Annotated in this window: 15 protein-coding genes and 1 tRNA gene; 11 read left to right on the forward strand and 5 right to left on the reverse strand. The window is 71.1% G+C overall.

The features are described from left to right. The first annotated feature begins 75 nt into the window (after positions 1 to 75). Positions 76 to 876 (forward strand): SGNH/GDSL hydrolase family protein, encoded by an 801-nt coding sequence (locus ACIG36_RS10895; protein WP_399925282.1) that lies wholly within the window; start codon positions 76 to 78, stop codon positions 874 to 876. 32 nt (positions 877 to 908) lie between these two features. On the opposite strand, the gene ACIG36_RS10900 is transcribed toward ACIG36_RS10895, so the two are convergent. Continuing rightward, a complete protein-coding gene (locus tag ACIG36_RS10900; RefSeq protein ID WP_399925284.1) occupies positions 909 to 1,367 on the reverse strand; it encodes an ATP-binding protein in 459 nt (152 codons plus the stop codon). A gap of 136 nt (positions 1,368 to 1,503) precedes the next feature. On the opposite strand from ACIG36_RS10900, the gene ACIG36_RS10905 reads away from it, so the two are divergent. The 3 genes from ACIG36_RS10905 to ACIG36_RS10915 all read left to right on the forward strand — a co-directional run bounded on the left by ACIG36_RS10905 (position 1,504) and on the right by ACIG36_RS10915 (position 3,571). After that, on the forward strand, positions 1,504 to 2,370 hold the full coding sequence (locus ACIG36_RS10905; RefSeq protein ID WP_399925286.1) for a helix-turn-helix domain-containing protein: 867 nt from the start codon (positions 1,504 to 1,506) through the stop codon (positions 2,368 to 2,370). 3 nt (positions 2,371 to 2,373) lie between these two features. Then, positions 2,374 to 2,637: a DUF397 domain-containing protein gene (locus ACIG36_RS10910; RefSeq protein ID WP_399925287.1), complete on the forward strand. Its 264-nt coding sequence runs from the start codon at positions 2,374 to 2,376 to the stop codon at positions 2,635 to 2,637. An 85-nt stretch (positions 2,638 to 2,722) separates the two neighbouring features. Continuing rightward, entirely contained in the window at positions 2,723 to 3,571 is an 849-nt protein-coding gene (locus ACIG36_RS10915) for an SAM-dependent methyltransferase (RefSeq protein ID WP_399925414.1), read from the forward strand. A gap of 33 nt (positions 3,572 to 3,604) precedes the next feature. On the opposite strand, the gene ACIG36_RS10920 is transcribed toward ACIG36_RS10915, so the two are convergent. Then, on the reverse strand, positions 3,605 to 4,165 hold the full coding sequence (locus ACIG36_RS10920) for a carboxymuconolactone decarboxylase family protein (protein WP_399925289.1): 561 nt from the start codon (positions 4,163 to 4,165) through the stop codon (positions 3,605 to 3,607). A gap of 153 nt (positions 4,166 to 4,318) precedes the next feature. Here ACIG36_RS10920 and ACIG36_RS10925 point away from each other — a divergent pair, with 153 nt between their 5' ends. The 3 genes from ACIG36_RS10925 to ACIG36_RS10935 all read left to right on the forward strand — a co-directional run bounded on the left by ACIG36_RS10925 (position 4,319) and on the right by ACIG36_RS10935 (position 7,425). Next, positions 4,319 to 4,966, forward strand: coding sequence for an alpha-ketoglutarate-dependent dioxygenase AlkB family protein (locus ACIG36_RS10925; RefSeq protein WP_399925290.1), 648 nt, complete (start codon positions 4,319 to 4,321; stop codon positions 4,964 to 4,966). 236 nt (positions 4,967 to 5,202) lie between these two features. Next, positions 5,203 to 6,387 (forward strand): MBL fold metallo-hydrolase, encoded by a 1,185-nt coding sequence (locus ACIG36_RS10930; RefSeq protein ID WP_399925292.1) that lies wholly within the window; start codon positions 5,203 to 5,205, stop codon positions 6,385 to 6,387. Between the two features lie 138 nt (positions 6,388 to 6,525). Continuing rightward, the gene (locus tag ACIG36_RS10935; protein WP_399925294.1) at positions 6,526 to 7,425 is read left to right on the forward strand and encodes a chitosanase; all 900 of its coding nucleotides are present in this window, start codon (positions 6,526 to 6,528) and stop codon (positions 7,423 to 7,425) included. A 67-nt stretch (positions 7,426 to 7,492) separates the two neighbouring features. Here the strand turns inward: ACIG36_RS10935 and ACIG36_RS10940 are convergent, their stop codons facing one another. Next, entirely contained in the window at positions 7,493 to 10,813 is a 3,321-nt protein-coding gene (locus ACIG36_RS10940; RefSeq protein ID WP_399925296.1) for an amidohydrolase family protein, read from the reverse strand. A gap of 222 nt (positions 10,814 to 11,035) precedes the next feature. On the opposite strand from ACIG36_RS10940, the gene ACIG36_RS10945 reads away from it, so the two are divergent. Further along, positions 11,036 to 11,109, forward strand: a tRNA-Pro gene (locus tag ACIG36_RS10945). Between the two features lie 196 nt (positions 11,110 to 11,305). Here ACIG36_RS10945 and ACIG36_RS10950 read toward each other — a convergent pair. Next, positions 11,306 to 12,523 carry a tyrosine-type recombinase/integrase gene (locus ACIG36_RS10950; protein ID WP_399925298.1) on the reverse strand — a complete coding sequence of 406 codons (1,218 nt, stop codon included), beginning with the start codon at positions 12,521 to 12,523 and terminating at the stop codon, positions 11,306 to 11,308. Further along, complete coding sequence (locus tag ACIG36_RS10955) at positions 12,523 to 12,789, reverse strand: helix-turn-helix transcriptional regulator (protein WP_399925300.1); 267 nt, start codon at positions 12,787 to 12,789, stop codon at positions 12,523 to 12,525. The genes ACIG36_RS10950 and ACIG36_RS10955 overlap by 1 nt, the downstream gene beginning before the upstream one ends. Positions 12,790 to 13,111: 322 nt before the next feature. On the opposite strand from ACIG36_RS10955, the gene ACIG36_RS10960 reads away from it, so the two are divergent. The 3 genes from ACIG36_RS10960 (at position 13,112) to ACIG36_RS10970 (ending at position 15,457) form a co-directional block, all read left to right on the forward strand. Then, on the forward strand, positions 13,112 to 13,567 hold the full coding sequence (locus tag ACIG36_RS10960) for a hypothetical protein (RefSeq protein WP_399925302.1): 456 nt from the start codon (positions 13,112 to 13,114) through the stop codon (positions 13,565 to 13,567). A gap of 9 nt (positions 13,568 to 13,576) precedes the next feature. Further along, complete coding sequence (locus ACIG36_RS10965; RefSeq protein WP_399925304.1) at positions 13,577 to 14,464, forward strand: restriction endonuclease; 888 nt, start codon at positions 13,577 to 13,579, stop codon at positions 14,462 to 14,464. Positions 14,465 to 14,575: 111 nt separating this feature from the next. Beyond that, a complete protein-coding gene (locus tag ACIG36_RS10970) occupies positions 14,576 to 15,457 on the forward strand; it encodes a DUF5655 domain-containing protein (RefSeq protein WP_399925306.1) in 882 nt (293 codons plus the stop codon). Positions 15,458 to 15,554: the final 97 nt, after the last annotated feature.

Here is a 15,554-nt window from a genome sequence, read left to right on the forward strand (position 1 = left end):
GTGGGATACATCACGGCACGTCAACCCCTGGTTACGGTGGCGTAGGTCACTCCGCAAGGTGAAAAATGCACTGACGTGGCAGACGATTCGAATTCATTCAGCAAGGGCGCGATCGGCGCAATCGGGTCGTACGCAGCCGTCGGCGACAGCTTCACCGAGGGGGTCGGGGATCCAGGGCCCGACGGCACCTTCATCGGCTGGGCCGACCGACTCGCCGTACTCCTCTCCGACCAGCAGGCCGAGCACTCGTTCACGTACGCCAACCTCGCCGTCCGCGGCCGTCTCCTGGACCAGATCGTCGAGGAGCAGGTGCCCCGCGCCCAGGAACTCGGGCCGGACCTCGTCACCTTCTGCGCCGGCGGCAACGACATCCTGCGGCCGGGCAGCGACCCCGACGACGTGGCCGAGCGCTACGAGGCGGCCGTCGAGCGGCTGACCGGCTCGGTCGGCACGGTCCTGCTGTGCACCGGCTTCGACACCCGGGGCGTCCCGGTCCTGCGTCACCTGCGGGGCAAGATCGCCACGTACACCGCCCATGTGCGGGCCATCGCCGATCGCCACGACTGCCCGGTGCTCGACCTGTGGTCGCTGCGCTCGGTGCAGGACCGGCGGGCCTGGAGCGAGGACCGGCTGCACCTGTCGGCGGACGGGCACACCCGCGTCGCCCTGCGGGCCGCCCAGGTCCTCGGCCTGGAGGTGCCGGCCGACCCCGATCAGGAGTGGCCGGCGGAGGGCCACCGCTCGGCCGCCGAGGTGCGACGGGACAACATCCACTGGGCGCGCGAGCACCTGGTGCCCTGGATCGGGCGCCGGCTGCGCGGCGAGTCCTCGGGCGACAATGTGGAGCCCAAGCGCCCGGACCTGCTGCCGCTGTAGCGGCGGCCGGGGCCCGGACCGGCCCCGGATCCTCAGCGGGGGCGCCGCCGGTGCGGCACCTCGGCCCAGACGACCCGGCCCCGGCCGGTGTCGTCGGGCCGTACCCCCCAGGCCTGGGACAGCGCCCCGACCAGCAGCAGGCCGCGCCCGCTCTCCTCGTCCGCCCCGCTGCAGCGCGCGATCGGCTCCGTCGGGGCGTGTCCCTGGTCGGCGACCTCTATGCGCAGCGCCGCGCCGCTGACCCGAAGCCGGCAGCTGACCTTGTCGCTGTCGGTGTGCCGCACGGCATTGGTGACCAGCTCGGAGATCACCAATTGGGCGTCGTCGCAGGCGACTTCGTCTATTCCCCACTCCCGCAGCCGCGCGAGCACTCGTTGTCGCGCCTCCGCCACCGAGGTGTTGAGGGCCGGGAAGTGGAAGGCGTCCTGCAGTCTGGCGACGAAACAGCCGCCGCGGAACGCTAGCGAGGGTGCGTCGTGGGAGGGGAGCACTCCGCAACTATGTGCGATACCGATCGTCTGTGGCAAGGTTCAATCTGTAAATTGCAGAATCGCAAGGACAGTCTGTCGGGTCGACAGACTGCGTGGCACACTGCTGGCATATGACGGCAGTTGGAGGGGGTGGACAGTGGCGGACTCGCGGCCGGCGGGCGCCCCTACGGTCCTGAGAGTCGTGCTCGGCAAGCGGCTGCAGGACCTCAGGGAGAAGGCCGGGCTCTCCTACGAGGAGGCCGGCCGCGCCCTGGACGTCACCCACGCCACCGTCCGCAGAATGGAGAAGGCCGAGGTCGGGCTGAAGATCCCGTACGTGGAGAAGCTCCTCCGCGTCTACGGGGTGCTCGACGCGGAGGAGGTCGAGGGCTTCCTCGCCCTCACCCGCGAGGCCAACCGGCCCGGCTGGTGGCACCGCTTCCGCGACGTCCTGCCCGAGTGGTTCAGCGCGTTCGTGAGCCTGGAGGGAGAGGCCAATCTCATCCGCGCCTACGAACCGCACTACATCCCCGGTCTGTTGCAGACCGAGGACTACGCTCGGGCCGTGCTCCGCGCCGGCATGCCGCACGCCCGCGAGGCCGATGTCGAGCGTGCCGTCACCGTCCGCCGCGAGCGCCAGAGCCTGCTCACCCGGGACCGGGCGCCGCTGCTGTGGGTGGTGATGGACGAGACCGTGCTGCGCCGCCCCATCGGCGGGCCGGACGTCATGCGCGGCCAGATCGACCGGCTCATCGAGGCCACCGACATGCCGAACGTACGGCTGCAGTTCATGCCGTTCGCCGCCGGGCCGCACCCGGCGATGTACGGACCCTTCCACATCTTCCGGTTCCCCATCCAGGAGCTGCCGGACATCGCGTACGCCGAGAACCTCGTCGGAGCCTCGTACTTCGACCAGCGCGACGACGTCTCGTCCTTCCTGGAAGCGCTGGACCGGATGTGCGCGCAGGCCGCGCCGGCACACACCACCAAGGCAATCCTGGGTGGCATTCGTAAGGAGATCTGAACCATGGATCTGGATCACATATACAACGGCATGCCCGCCACCGACCTCGGCACCGAGGGCTGGAGCAAGCCCTGGAGCGGCGGCAACGGCGGCAGCTGCGTCGAGGTCATGCGGCTGTGCGACGGCCGGGTGGCCCTGCGGCAGTCCACCGACCCCGAGGGGCCGGCGCTGATCTACACGCGTCATGAGATGGAGACCTTCATCCGGGGCGCGAAGGCGGGCGAGGCCGACTTCCTGCTGGCGACGCCGCGGGCGGCCGCGGAGTAGGCACGGCACGACCCGGCAGCGGCGGTGAGCGGCCGGTGACATCTTCAGGCGTACCGAAAGGGAACACGGCGTGATCGAGCAGGGCATGCCCGGCATCGGCGAGGGCGGACAGGGCTTCCCGGCCGAGGAGATCGACACCAGCAGGCCGCACCCGGCCCGCATGTACGACTACTACCTCGACGGCTGGGACAACTACGAGGTCGACCGCGCCGCCGCCGAGCGCGTCATCGAGGTCCACCCCCAGGTGCGCCTGTCCGCCCGCGCCAACCGGGCCTTCCTGCGCCGGGCCGTGCAGGAGGCGGTGCGCGGCGGCATCCGGCAGATCATCGACATCGGCACCGGCATCCCCACCTCGCCCAACACCCACGAGGTGGCCCGCGAGATCGCCCCCGACGTGCGCGTCGCCTACATCGACAACGACCCCATCGTGGCCACCCACGCCGGGGCGAAGCTGACGAACGCGGGCGGCGCGGGGTTCGCCCTCGCGGACGTACGGCAGCCGGAGACGATCCTGCGGGACCCGGTCGTGCGCGAGCTGATCGACTTCGGCGAGCCGGTGGCCCTGCTGCTCGTCGCCGTCCTGCACTTCGTCAAGGACTCCGAGGACCCGGCGGGCATCGTCGCCACCCTCGGCGACGCCCTGCCCGCCGGCAGCCTGCTCGTGCTCTCCCACGCCACGGAGGAGCCGTACGAGGGATACGAGGCCGGACGCACGGACACCGTCGCCCGCGACGGCGTCCTGGACGTCTACAAGAACGCCACCGCCGCCCTCAACCTGCGCGGCCGCGCCGCCATCGAGCCGCTCTTCGGCCGGTTCGAGCTCCTGGAGCCCGGCCTGGTCCGGGTGCCGCTGTGGCGGCCCGACGGGCCGGTGCCCGGCCCGGAGGAGCTCAGCAACACCATCTTCTACGGCGGAGTGGGCCGCAAGGGCTGAACCGGGCGCCGCGTCGACGACACCCCGCCGCCCTCAGGCCGCCGGGCGGGCCGGGATGTCGCAGCTGTCCTTGAAGCCCTGGCTGGTCAGCCCCAGCGCCGAGTTCATCCGCGAGCGGAGGTTCTCCACCGCCACCATCGCGGTCAGCTCGACGAGCGCCGCCTCGCCCAGGCTCTGCCGCAGCCGCTCCACCAGGTCGTCCTCGACCGTCGGCGGGGTGGCGGTCATGGCCTCGGCGTACTCCATGACGTCGCGCTCCAGCGGGGTGTAGACCTCGCTGTCCCGCCAGAACGGCACGTCGTGCAGCTTCTCGTGCGACATGCCGTTCCGGCGGCCCTCCCAGTAGCCGAAGTCCATGCACCACGAGCAGCCGATCGAGGCGGCCGACGCCATCACGGCGAGCTCCTTCAGATGGCGGTCGAGCTTGTTCCAGCGGGCCAGTGACATCTCGAAGCGGGAGTCGGTCATCAGCACCTTGCGGTTGTGTCCCAGCGCCAGGAGCGGGTCGATCACCTTGCCGTAGGCGCGCTTGCTGTACCAGGCGGCGAAGCGGGTCAGCGCGGTGCGGGGCGGATCGAGCGGAATGCGGGCCATGGCCGGGGACCTCCGTACACGAGGAGCGGTTGCTTTCGACCGTACGACGGGACGAGGCCCCGGGAATGTGACACCGTTCCGAAAAATTTCTCGACCCGCAGGTCAAAGGCTGTTTCCAGGGGTGCTGTCAGGGGTCCGCCCTAGGCTGGCCGCATGGATGGTGAGCTCTTCCCCCGGCCCCCGGCGGAGATCGCCCCCGGCGCGGTCCACATACCCGGCTGGCTGGACGAGGCCGCGCAGCTGCGCCTGCTCGAGGCCTGCCGCCGATGGGCGAAGCCACCCGCCGGGCTGCGCACCGTGCAGATGCCGAGCGGCGGGCAGATGTCGGTTCGTACGGTCTGCCTGGGCTGGCACTGGTTTCCCTACGGGTACGCCCGTACCGTCGTCGACGGGGACGGCTCGCCCGTCAAACCGTTCCCGCGCTGGCTGGACGCGCTCGCCCGGGACGGCGTGGCACGGGCCTACGGGCGTGAGGCGGGCCCGGAGGAGTACGACATCGCGTTGGTCAACTTCTACGACGGCGCGGCCAGGATGGGCATGCACCGTGACAGCGACGAGAAGTCCGACGCCCCGGTCGTCTCGCTCAGCCTCGGGGACTCCTGCGTCTTCCGGCTGGGCAACACCAGCACCCGCACCCGCCCCTGGACGGACGTCGAGCTGCGCAGCGGTGACCTCTTCGTCTTCGGCGGACCGTCCCGGCAGGCCTACCACGGCGTCCCGCGCACCTTCCCGGGGACCGCGCCCCCGGGCCTGGGGCTGACGGGACGGCTGAACATCACGCTGCGGGTGAGCGGGCTGTGAGGGGATGGTGAGGGTGGCGAACGGCGCTGTGAGCGGGCGCGGCGGAAATTCGGGTGCGCGCCCGGCCGGGAACCTGCAGAGTTGGCCATCGGCCACGTGTACGAGCCGTCCGGGCCCCGGAACAACGGGGGTGGGTCCGGGCGGCCGTACGCGTCCCGCCCGGAGGGGGCCCGGCTCGTGCCGATCGGTGCCGGACAGATAATGAGGTGATCTGCCGACCTCACCCTGGAGGCGCCGTGACCGGCTCCCGCCCGACCCGCTCACCACTCGACTCGCTGCGCCCGGCCGCGTTCGGCGCGGACCCGGCCGGAGAGCGGATGGCGCGCATCAGGCGGTCGCCGAACTTCGCGAACGGGGTGTTCGTCAATCCGGAGGGCACCCGGCACACGCCGTCCGGCTCCATGCTGAGGTTCCTGCCCACGTACTTCCGCAAGGAGGAGCGGGTCCGCAGAGCGCCGGCGCACGCCGTGCCCGTCCACCCGACGACGGTCGCCGACCTGGCCGCGCCCGCGGCCTCCGGCCTGCGGCTCACCTGGATGGGCCACTCCACCGTGCTGGCCGAGATCGACGGCGCCCGGGTGCTGTTCGACCCGGTGTGGTCCGAGCGCTGTTCGCCGTTCGCCCATCTGGGGCCCCGGCGGCTGCACCCGGTACCGGTGCCGCTGGCGGAGACCGGGCCGCTGGACGCGGTGATCATCTCCCACGACCACTACGACCACCTCGACATGCCGACCGTCCGGGCGCTGGCGCGCACCGGCGCGGCCTTCGTCGTCCCGCTGGGCGTGGGCGCCCACCTCGAGCACTGGGGCGTGCCCGCGGACCGCGTCACGGAGCTCGACTGGCACGAGTCCACCGAGGTGGCCGGCCTCACCCTCACCGCGACCCCCGCCCGTCACTTCTGTGGCCGGGCGCTGCGCAACACGCAGCACACCCTGTGGGCCTCCTGGGTGGTCACCGGCCCCGAGCACCGGATCTTCCACAGCGGTGACACCGGCTACTTCCCCGGCTTCGCGGACATCGGGGCGCAGCACGGCCCGTTCGACGTCACGATGGTGCAGATCGGGGCGTACTCCGAGTTCTGGCCCGACATTCATATGACCCCCGAGGAGGGCATGCGGGCGCATGCCGATCTCCAGGGCGGCGATGCCGCGCACGGGATGATGCTGCCGATCCACTGGGGCACGTTCAACCTGGCCCCGCACCCCTGGGACGAGCCCGCCGAGGGGACGGTCGCCGCCGCCGGGCGGGTGGGCGCGACCGTTGTCGCGCCCCGGCCCGGCCAGCCGTTCGAGCCGGCCGCCGGACTGCCGCTCGAAACGTGGTGGCGGGACGTCGCGGCCGCGTCGGCGGGCGGTCCGCCCCAGGTGGGCGCGGGTGCGGCCGGGGACGCGGAGGGCGAGAAGGTCGTCCTGCGGGCGTAGTGCGGACGGTGGCGCAATTGCGTACGTACGTGCGGGTTCCCCTTGCCAGGTAAGCGGACGGGCGGCTTCAATTCCTGACGGCGGTTAGGAAAGTTTCCTAACACCTCGCCAGCCGACCGGGAACGAACGGAGTTTCGCATGCCCGCACGCCCCGCACACCTCTCGCGCCCCGCCCACCACTCCAGGAAGTCCACGCGCGTCGCCCTGCTGGGCCTGGCGCTCGCCCTGCCCGCCTCCCTCGCCCTGGCCGGTACCGGCCAGGCGGCGGCACCCGCCTCCCCGGCACCGGGGATACACGGGGTGCGGGCGGCGGCCGAGGCGGCGGCGCCGGGCCTGGACGACCCGTACAAGAAGGACATCGCCATGCGCCTGGTGTCGAGCGCGGAGAACTCCTCGCTCGACTGGCGCGCCCAGTTCCAGTACATCGAGGACATCAAGGACGGCCGCGGCTACACCGCCGGCATCATCGGCTTCTGTTCGGGCACCGGCGACATGCTCGAGCTCGTCGAGCTCTACACCAAGCGCAAGCCCGGCAACCCACTGGCCCCGTTCCTGCCCGCCCTGCGCAAGGTCAACGGCAGCGACTCCCACGCCGGACTCGGCAAGCCCTTCGAGGACGCCTGGCGCAAGGCCGCCCAGGACAAGGCCTTCCAGGACGCCCAGGAGGACGAGCGCGACCGGGTCTACTTCAAGCCCGCCGTCAAGCAGGCCAAGGCCGACGGACTGCGCGCGCTCGGCCAGTTCGCCTACTACGACGCGATCGTCATGCACGGGCCCGGCAGCGGCAAGTACAGCTTCGGCGGAATCCGTAGGACGGCACTGTCCAAGGCCAAGCCCCCGGCGCAGGGCGGCGACGAGAAGGCTTACCTCAACGCCTTCCTCGACGCCCGCAAGAAGGCCATGCAGAGCGAGGCGGCGCACAGCGACACCAGCCGCGTCGACACCGCCCAGCGCGTCTTCCTCAACGAGGGCAACTTCGACCTCCAGCCGCCCCTGAAGTGGAAGGTCTACGGCGACTCCTACCGGATCGACAAGTAGGCGGACGGCGGCAGTGCGGCGGGGCTGCGCCCTCCGGGGGAGGCGCGGCCCCGCGGCGGCGGCCGCGTCAGTGCGGCAGGTGCCCCACCAGGTCCTCCAGGCCGTCCAGGTCGCAGCAGGAGTCCCGGCGCAACTGCCGCCCGACGTCCAGCCAGTCGCCGTGCGGACGGCCGTGGCGCGGTGCGGGGATTCCGGCGCGCTCGTACGGGGCGACGAGGTCACGCTGCTCGTGGACGACGCCGCCGCGCAGCACCGACGTCGTCCGCACGAGCGTGTCGAAGTCGGTGAACGGGTCGCCGTCGATGACGGTGGCGTCGGCGAGCTTGCCGGCCTCGAGCGTGCCCAGGTCCCGCTCCGCCCCGAACGCCCGCGCGGCCAGCACGGTCGCCGTGCTCAGCGCCTGCGCCGCCGACAGCCCGTCGCGGTGCAGGGCCCGCAGCCCCAGGTGCAGCGAGAGGCCCACCGGGACCAGCGGGGCGTCCGTGCCCAGCGCGACGATCCCGCCGCCCGCCAGCACCCGGCGGTAGACCTCGGTCTCCCGGCGCAGCGTGGCCAGCTGGTCGGCCGTGGGCGCCTTCGCGGCCGTCTGGCGGACGACCGCGACGTCCCACGGGGGCATCAGCGCCGTCACCCGGGGGTCCTCGGCCAGGGCGGGGTCGGCGCCCAGCAGGGGCGTGGAGGTGAAGAGCGTGGCCACCAGACGGAAGTCCCCGGCCGTGTAGATCTCGGCCAGGTCCTGGTACGCGCGGCCGGTGGCCGTCGTGGCGTGTCCGAACTCCAGCCGCTGGGTGGCCTGCAGATGGGTCGTCAGGTCCTGGCCGAGCTGGACGCCGGGGGAGCACAGGTGGCTGCCCGTGCGCACGCCGAGCCGTTCGTGGGCGAAGCGGGCCGCCTCCTCCATCACCCAGCCCGGCGCGCGGACGTAGGTCTTGACGAAGTCCCAGTCCAGCGCGGCCGCCCGGGTCAGCGACCGGCGGAGGCCCTCGCGGGTGCGATGGGCGCGGCCCATGCTGTAGGCGACGCGGGATCCGTCCAGCAGCTCGCCGGACGTCAGCAGCCGCGGCCCGGCCAGCGCGCCGGCCGCCACCGCCTCGCGCAGGCGGGCCTGCTCGTAGGCGAAGCCGCCGAGGGAGACGGTGGTGGTGATCCCGTAGGCCAGGAACGACGCCGTCTGCCGGCCGCCGTAGGTGCTCTGCCAGGGGTGGATGTGCGCGTCCCACAGGCCGGGGATCACGGTACGGCCCGAGGCGTCGACCTTGTTGCGGGCCGCCCGCCGGGCCCGGTGCGGCTCGACGGCGGTGATCCGGCCGCCGCGCACCACGAGGTCGACGTCCTCGCGGACCGTGGTGCCGGTGCCGTCCCAGAGCCGGCCGGCGTGCACGACGGTGTCTGCGGGGGTGGGCAGACGGTAGTCGAGGGCGACGGGGACCGTGCGGGCCGAGCCGGTCGCGACGTCCAGCAGTCGCAGCCGCCCGGTCGAGAGGTAGAGCAGGCTCCGGCTGTCGGCGGACCACGAGGGGTGGTCGGCGGCCTCGTCCGTCACCCGGCGCGGCTCGCCGTCGGGCGTCCCGTCGGCCCGGACGGGCAGCAGCCACAGCGCGGACTCGCTGATCACCGCCATCGAGCGGCCGTCCGGCGACCAGACGGGGCCGGAGTCGTAGCGGTCGGAGAGGGAGGCGTGGGCGGCGATCGTGTGCAGCCGGGCGGCGCCGGTGGTGGTGTCGATCACCCGGATCAGGTTGTAGCCCTCGCGGAACCGCTGGTTGAGCCGGTTGCGGTCGCACAGGGCGAGGTGGCGGCCGTCCGGCGACCAGCTCGGTCTGCCGGGCAGGCCGCCCGCGCCCAGCGGCGCGGCCAGCACCTTCTCCGTCCCGGCCGCGAGGTCGCGCACCACCAGGTTGCCGGACATGTCCAGGCAGGCGAGGCGGCCGCCGTCCGGCGACAGCGCCGGGAACACGCGCCCCCCGTCGGCCAGCACCCTCTCCTCGCCCGTGGCCAGGTCGCGGCGGCGCACGGCCAGCAGCCCGTCGCGGTCGTCGGCGTAGATCAGCGCCCGCCCGTCCCGTGACCAGGACGGCGCGAGCAGGTACCGGCCGGGGTCGGACCGCACGACGCGGCGGGGCGCCCGGCCGCCGGCGACGTCCGCGATCCACAGCGAGTTCAGCGCGGCGAACGCCACCTGGCGCGCGTCGGGCGACAGGGCGGGCAGATGCAGCGCGCGCACCCGCCGCACCCCCTCGCCACCGAGGTCGTACCGCTTGACGTCGTAGCGCGGCCGCTGGACCGGCAGCTTCGCGGTGAACGGGATGGTCACCGCGGGCGGGGTCGGCGCGGGCGCGGCGGAGGGGTGGGGGAGGGAATCGCTGGCGGGCGCCTTCGGGGCCGCCCCCTCGGCCCGGGGCCGGATGATCCGGAACTGGCCGCTCACGGTCAGCAGCAGCTCGTCGTGGGACACCCACCGCGGCGGTACGGGCTCCACGTCCCCCTCCACCGGCACCTCGGCCCCGTCCACCACGAGCGTGCAGGACGCGGCGGGCGCGGCCGTGGTCCGCAGGTACGCCAGCCGGCCGCCCGGCGACACGGCCGGGGTCATGACCTGCGCGGCGGCGGTCTCGGTGTGCTCGGTGCGCAGCGCCCCGCGCCCGTCGGCGGGCGCGGAGACGACGATGCGGGACTGCAGGGCGCCGTCCACGACCCGCCCGCGCACGAACAGCAGCCGCTTGCCGTCCGGCGACCACACCGGGTCGAAGTCCTCCCAGGCCCCGTCCTGCCCCGGCCCGTCCTGCCCGGCCGCCCCCGTCACCCGGGTGAGCGCGCCCGTGCGGACGTCGGCCACCCATACGCGGTACGGGCTCCCCGCGACCGGGTCGCCGCCGCGCTCGGAGGCGAAGGCGATCCTCCTGCCGTCCGGCGACCAGGCCGGGCCCCGGTCGTCCCAGGGTCCGTCGGTGAGCTGCCGCAGGTCCGAGCCGTCCGTGGCCAGCGTCCAGATGTGGAAGCCACCGCCGCGGTAGGCGCAGACGGCGAGGCGTTTGCCGTCGGGGGAGTGCACCGGTCGTGTGGGCTCGAGATCGGCAGGGGTGATCGCCACGGCCTCGCCGCCCTTGCGGGGGACGGACCACAGGACGTTCTGCACCTCGGCGATCAGCCGGTCACCGGCGGGCGACAGCGTCCCGGCACCGTTGGTGGCCCCGGTGAACGACAGCACCACCTGCCGCCCGCCCCCGCCTCCGGCCCCCGCTCCCGCTGCCACGGCCTCGGTGGGCAGCGCCACCCCCATCCCGACGACGGCGGCGCCTCCGGCCGCCGCCTGCAGAAAGCCGCGCCGGGAGACGCTCCGGGGATCACTGGTGCCGGAATGACCGGTGCGGGAACGACTGGTGTCCAACTGTCCTCCTGGGCCAGGGGAGTTGCGCGGGGCGGCAGTGCATCGAAGGGTGATGGTTGCACGCCGCACAGGCCGCTGGTCAACACCGCATGTGCGTCCGAAGGGGACAGGGGGCACCGAAGGCGCCGGTGGGGGCCGAAAGCGGTGCGCGACCACCGCGCGGAGTGCGGTATTGTTCTCATGCGCGGTCGGCACGGGCGAAAGCCCAGGCCGGACAAGCACCGGGACGTGGCGCAGTTTGGTAGCGCACTTGACTGGGGGTCAAGGGGTCGTGGGTTCAAATCCCGCCGTCCCGACACGTGAAAACACCCTCTGATCTGGGAGAAATCCCAGGTCAGAGGGTGTTTGTCGTTCTCTGGGTTCGGTTTTCATCTGATGTGGTGTCAGGCGCCCGGGGACCGCTTGGGGACCACGCTCGGGAAGAAACCCCTGATCAGGCCCTGTTTCGCTGGGGACCAAGATCATGAGTGCTTTGGGGTGTTTGTGTGGTTCTCACAACGCCTGGAGAGAGGCGGCCAGCGGTCGGGACGGCGCCGGAGCGCCCCGCAGGTGGCTGCTGAGGGACCTGCCGGCGGCGACCAGCGCCCGGAGATCGGGGTGGAGGTAGCGCTGGGTGGTCTGCAGTGATCCGTGACCGGCGATGATGCGCAGGACGTGCAGGGGGACGCCGGCGTCGGCCATCCAGGTCAGGCCGGTGTGCCGCAGGCCGTGGCGTCGCAGGTGCTCGTAGCCGAGCTCGGCGACGACCTCGTCCCAGTGAGTGGCGTCCCGCAGGACTGCGGTGGTGATGCGCCCGCCGCGAGGGCCGGTGAAGAGGCGGGCATCGGGCTTGTGCCCGACGGCCAGGAGCCGCTGAGCGACCAGGGGGCGCACTTCCTCAATGAGCGGGATGCGCCGGGCCATCTTGCCCTTGGTGCCCTTGTCGATCAGACCGCCCGGTCCAGGGGTGGTCTGTCTTCGTACGGTCCAGATCCAGTTCACCGGATCGATGTCGCGCGCCCTGACGCCGGAGACCTCGCCGATCCGGGCGGCCGTGCAGGCGGCGAAGGTCACCACACTGCCCCAGCCCAGGTATTGCCCGTGGGACCGCCGGACCAGAGCGTCGGCGAGGGAGACGAGGGTGTCCCAGTCGGACAGCGCCAAGGAGCGCGGGTCGTCGAGCTCGTCCTCGGCCTTCTTGTACTCGGCCTGCCAGCCGTTGACCCGTGCCGGGTTGACGGTGATGATGCCGTCGCGCTTGGCCTGCTCCATCACCCGGACCAGCACGGCCAGGCTGTTCTTCACCGAGGAGCGGCCCACCCCGTCGGCGATCCAGCCGTAGACGCTGCGGTCGACGGCGCCGTTGCTGATCAGCGTCGCGGGAATGTGGCCAAGGCTCGGTACGACGCGCAGTCGCCACCCGGCGAGGTAGGGGTCCTTGGTCTTCTCCTCCAGCCCGCGCAGGGCGAGTCGCATGTTCGCGTCGCCGTACTGCGCGAGGGGCTGCATGGAGACGCTGGGGTCGACGCCGCGCAGCGACGCGGCGGTGACCGTGTCGATCCAGCCCTGGGCTTGGTCGATCGTGGCGCTGGACTCGGAGAGGGACCTGCGTTCGCGGGTGTGGGGATCGACCCACCGGACGCGCGCCCGGTAGGGGAGCGGGCGATCGGGGCGGTGCTCGATGTCGGGGGAGAGGGGGACGGCGATGGGCAGTTGCTCGACGTGCACCATCAGGCGGCCCGCGCCGGGTCGATGCGGTGGTCGGCCAGCCACCGGTGGACGTCGCGGGCGCTGTACATCACCAGGCGAGGGGACAAGCGGACGAAGGGAGGGCCCTGGGGCGGGCGGGCGGTTCGCCACCGGCGGGGGGTGGACGGATCCAGGTTGAGCATCCGGGCGAGCTGTTCGGTGGAGTACCAGGACTCATCCGGCAGTTCGGGCTCGTTGCCGTGTGCCGCGGTGGGAGCGGGTATGTGCGGTGGTGCGTGGTGGGGCATGAATTTCCTGGATGGGCGGGGCCTGGAAGGTGTGGCGGTAAAGCCTGGCGAGTGATGCCGATTTGGTTCATCGGCCGCTCTCCGGCGAGACGCAACATTAGGTTCAAGCCGTGGAAAGTCCACTCGTTCGGTGATGAGTTCTCCAACGGAGAACACCGCCTTGAAGATTCAGTCTGTGTGCCCGCCGCCGGTTTGGATAACCGGCATTCATCAGCTATAAGTGCCAGCGTCCTTGACCACTGACGCGAAAATGCCATAACTCCCACTGGAGCGGCTTTGTCCTTGCCGCCTCGGCGCACCGAGCCTCGGTTAGGATCACTCCATGCCTTCGTATGCCAAGGACCCCCGCCACATCAAGCTGACCGCGGTCCTGGTGCCGCTGCTGCGCCGGACCTGTCCCGAAGGGGGCGGCGGGTTCGGCGGCTCGTATGAACTGCGGCTGAGCGCCGAGGAGGTCGACGAGCTCGGCGGCCTGGATTTGATCCGCTCCGCCATGCGCAAGGCCGCGCGGGAACTTGGCTGGACCAAGGTGCAGACCTACGGCAGTTCCGGCGGGCCCGTCACCGTTGCGGGCGTCACGGATGAGCGCGAGATCCCCGAGCCGTACGCGAGCGTCGTGCACCAGAGCAACATGGACCGCCAGCGGGAGGCGATGGCGGCCGTCTCCCGGGCCCTTCAGGACGGGAAGACCCGGGCGGCGCCGAACTCCGTGTACCTCAAGACCCAGGAATTTCGTGCCGCTCTTGCTGAGGCGGGCGAAGGCCGGCTGCGACCGTAGCTGGGCGCCTTGAAATACTCGCAGCTCGTGATGCGCGAGAACATGCAGTCGACGATGCGGCAATCGAACCCGGGCCGGCGAATCCGGTCATGGCAGGACGCTGAGCACAATGCCGCAGCGTGGATGCGGCACTGGGGCTATACAGACGCCCGTGCTCAGCCGGGCGGTGCTGACGGCGGCATCGACGTGCGGTCGAGGCGAGCGCTGGGGCAAGTCAAGTACCAAGCGGCGGCGGTAGGGCGTCCAGAGCTCCAGCGCCTCTTCGGAGCGCGTGGCAAGGACATGGGTAAACAGCTGCTTTTCTTCACCGGCAGCAGCTATACCTCGACAGCCGTTGCCTACGCTGCGGAAAACGACATCGCCCTGTTTGTCTACCAGCTGGACGGCTCGATGGACGCCGTCAATTCCCCAGCTCGTCGCATCACTGCCGCACGGCCGCCTTCCCGGATCATGCCGTCCGGGCTCTCGGCCCCGCAGACGCTGCCATCCACAGCCAAGGGGCCAAGCCCTCGCGTCGGCCGAATAGCCCTCGGCCTCCTGTTGGCCGGCATCGCGCTGGCCATTCCTGGCTCACCTGATTTCGACCCTATTCCGAACCGGATCTGGGCATCGACCATCCTCATGGTTATCCCCTGCATTCTCGTCTCATGGGGTGTGGCGGCCAAGGATCGCCACAAGTTTTGGCCGACCGGACTGGGTATGTTTTTGGTGGACGTCGCACTGGGCTGGATGTGCAATGCCAATCTGTGGCGAGGGAAGACCTCAGAGGTCGTTATGCAGGGGGCTGCGACCGCGTTGACTCTGGCAGCTGCGCTCCTGCTGATCCGGTGGAACGCGTCTCTGCGCCACAGGAGCAACCCAGCTACGTTGAGCGAAGGTGACGACGCCGAGCATTGAGCTCGAAGCATGCCGTTGCGCTGAAGTGATTTGACGCCGCCGCGCGGACGGAAACAATCTTGTCTCTGCCGAACGTTATGACAGGCGGAGACAGGAAATGGGGGGTGGGACGTGTCGAGCCTGAAGCTGTTCCACGTCGGAGCGGGTGGTGTGGCTGAGGTTGCTGCCCGGCAGGCGGCGCGCGAGCGGCATCTGCAGGAGTTGGTCGAGAGGAACATGGAGACGTTCCTCCAAGTGCGCTTCCTGGCGAGTGAGTACAGCACCGGCCCGCGGCACGGCGGCCGCATCGACTCGCTCGGTCTCGACGAGAACGGCGCGCCTGTGATCATCGAGTACAAGCGAGGCCAGGACGCAGGCGTGATCAACCAGGGCCTCTTCTACCTGTCCTGGCTGATCGACCACAAGGCCGAGTTCCAGCACCTGGTCCGCGAGCGTCTCGGGGCAGCCGCTGCGGCCCAGGTGCTGTGGAGCGATCCGAGGCTGATCTGCATCGCCGAGAACTTCACTCGCTACGACGTGCACGCCATCGGCGAGATCCAGCGCACGATCGACCTGGTCCGCTACACGTACTTCGGTAACGACCTGCTCGCCCTTGAGCCTGTGGCGTCCGTTGCAGGGCGAGGTGGGCGGACGCGCCGTCACCGGGCTGCTGCCGGCCCGGCCCAGCCAGGTGACGGTGCTGTTGAAGAACTGCGATCGGCTCTCGACGAGATCTTGATTTCGCTGGGCGACGATGTGACGCAGGTGGCCCGCAAGCAGTATTGCGCGTACCGGAGACTGAGGAATTTCGCGTGTGTGAGTCGTACTCATAAACAGCAGCTACTGGTCTACGTGAATACCGACCCGCGAGAGGTGGATCTCATACCGGGGTTCACCCGTGATGTAACTGGCATCGGGCACCACGGCACCGGTTCCCTGGAAGTGCGTCTCCGATCGGAAACGGACCTTGAGCGTGCTGTCCCATTCTTTCGCCTGGGGTACGCAGCTGCGTAGCCTCTCGCACTGGGCCCCCTTCGGATTGCCGGAAAGTGGGATTCCATGATGCCGCCGGCAGCCGGTACGGCTCACCGGCGGTCCTGGAGCATGGCTG

The organism is Streptomyces sp. NPDC053048, from assembly GCF_044547045.1.
Classification (GTDB): domain Bacteria; phylum Actinomycetota; class Actinomycetes; order Streptomycetales; family Streptomycetaceae; genus Streptomyces.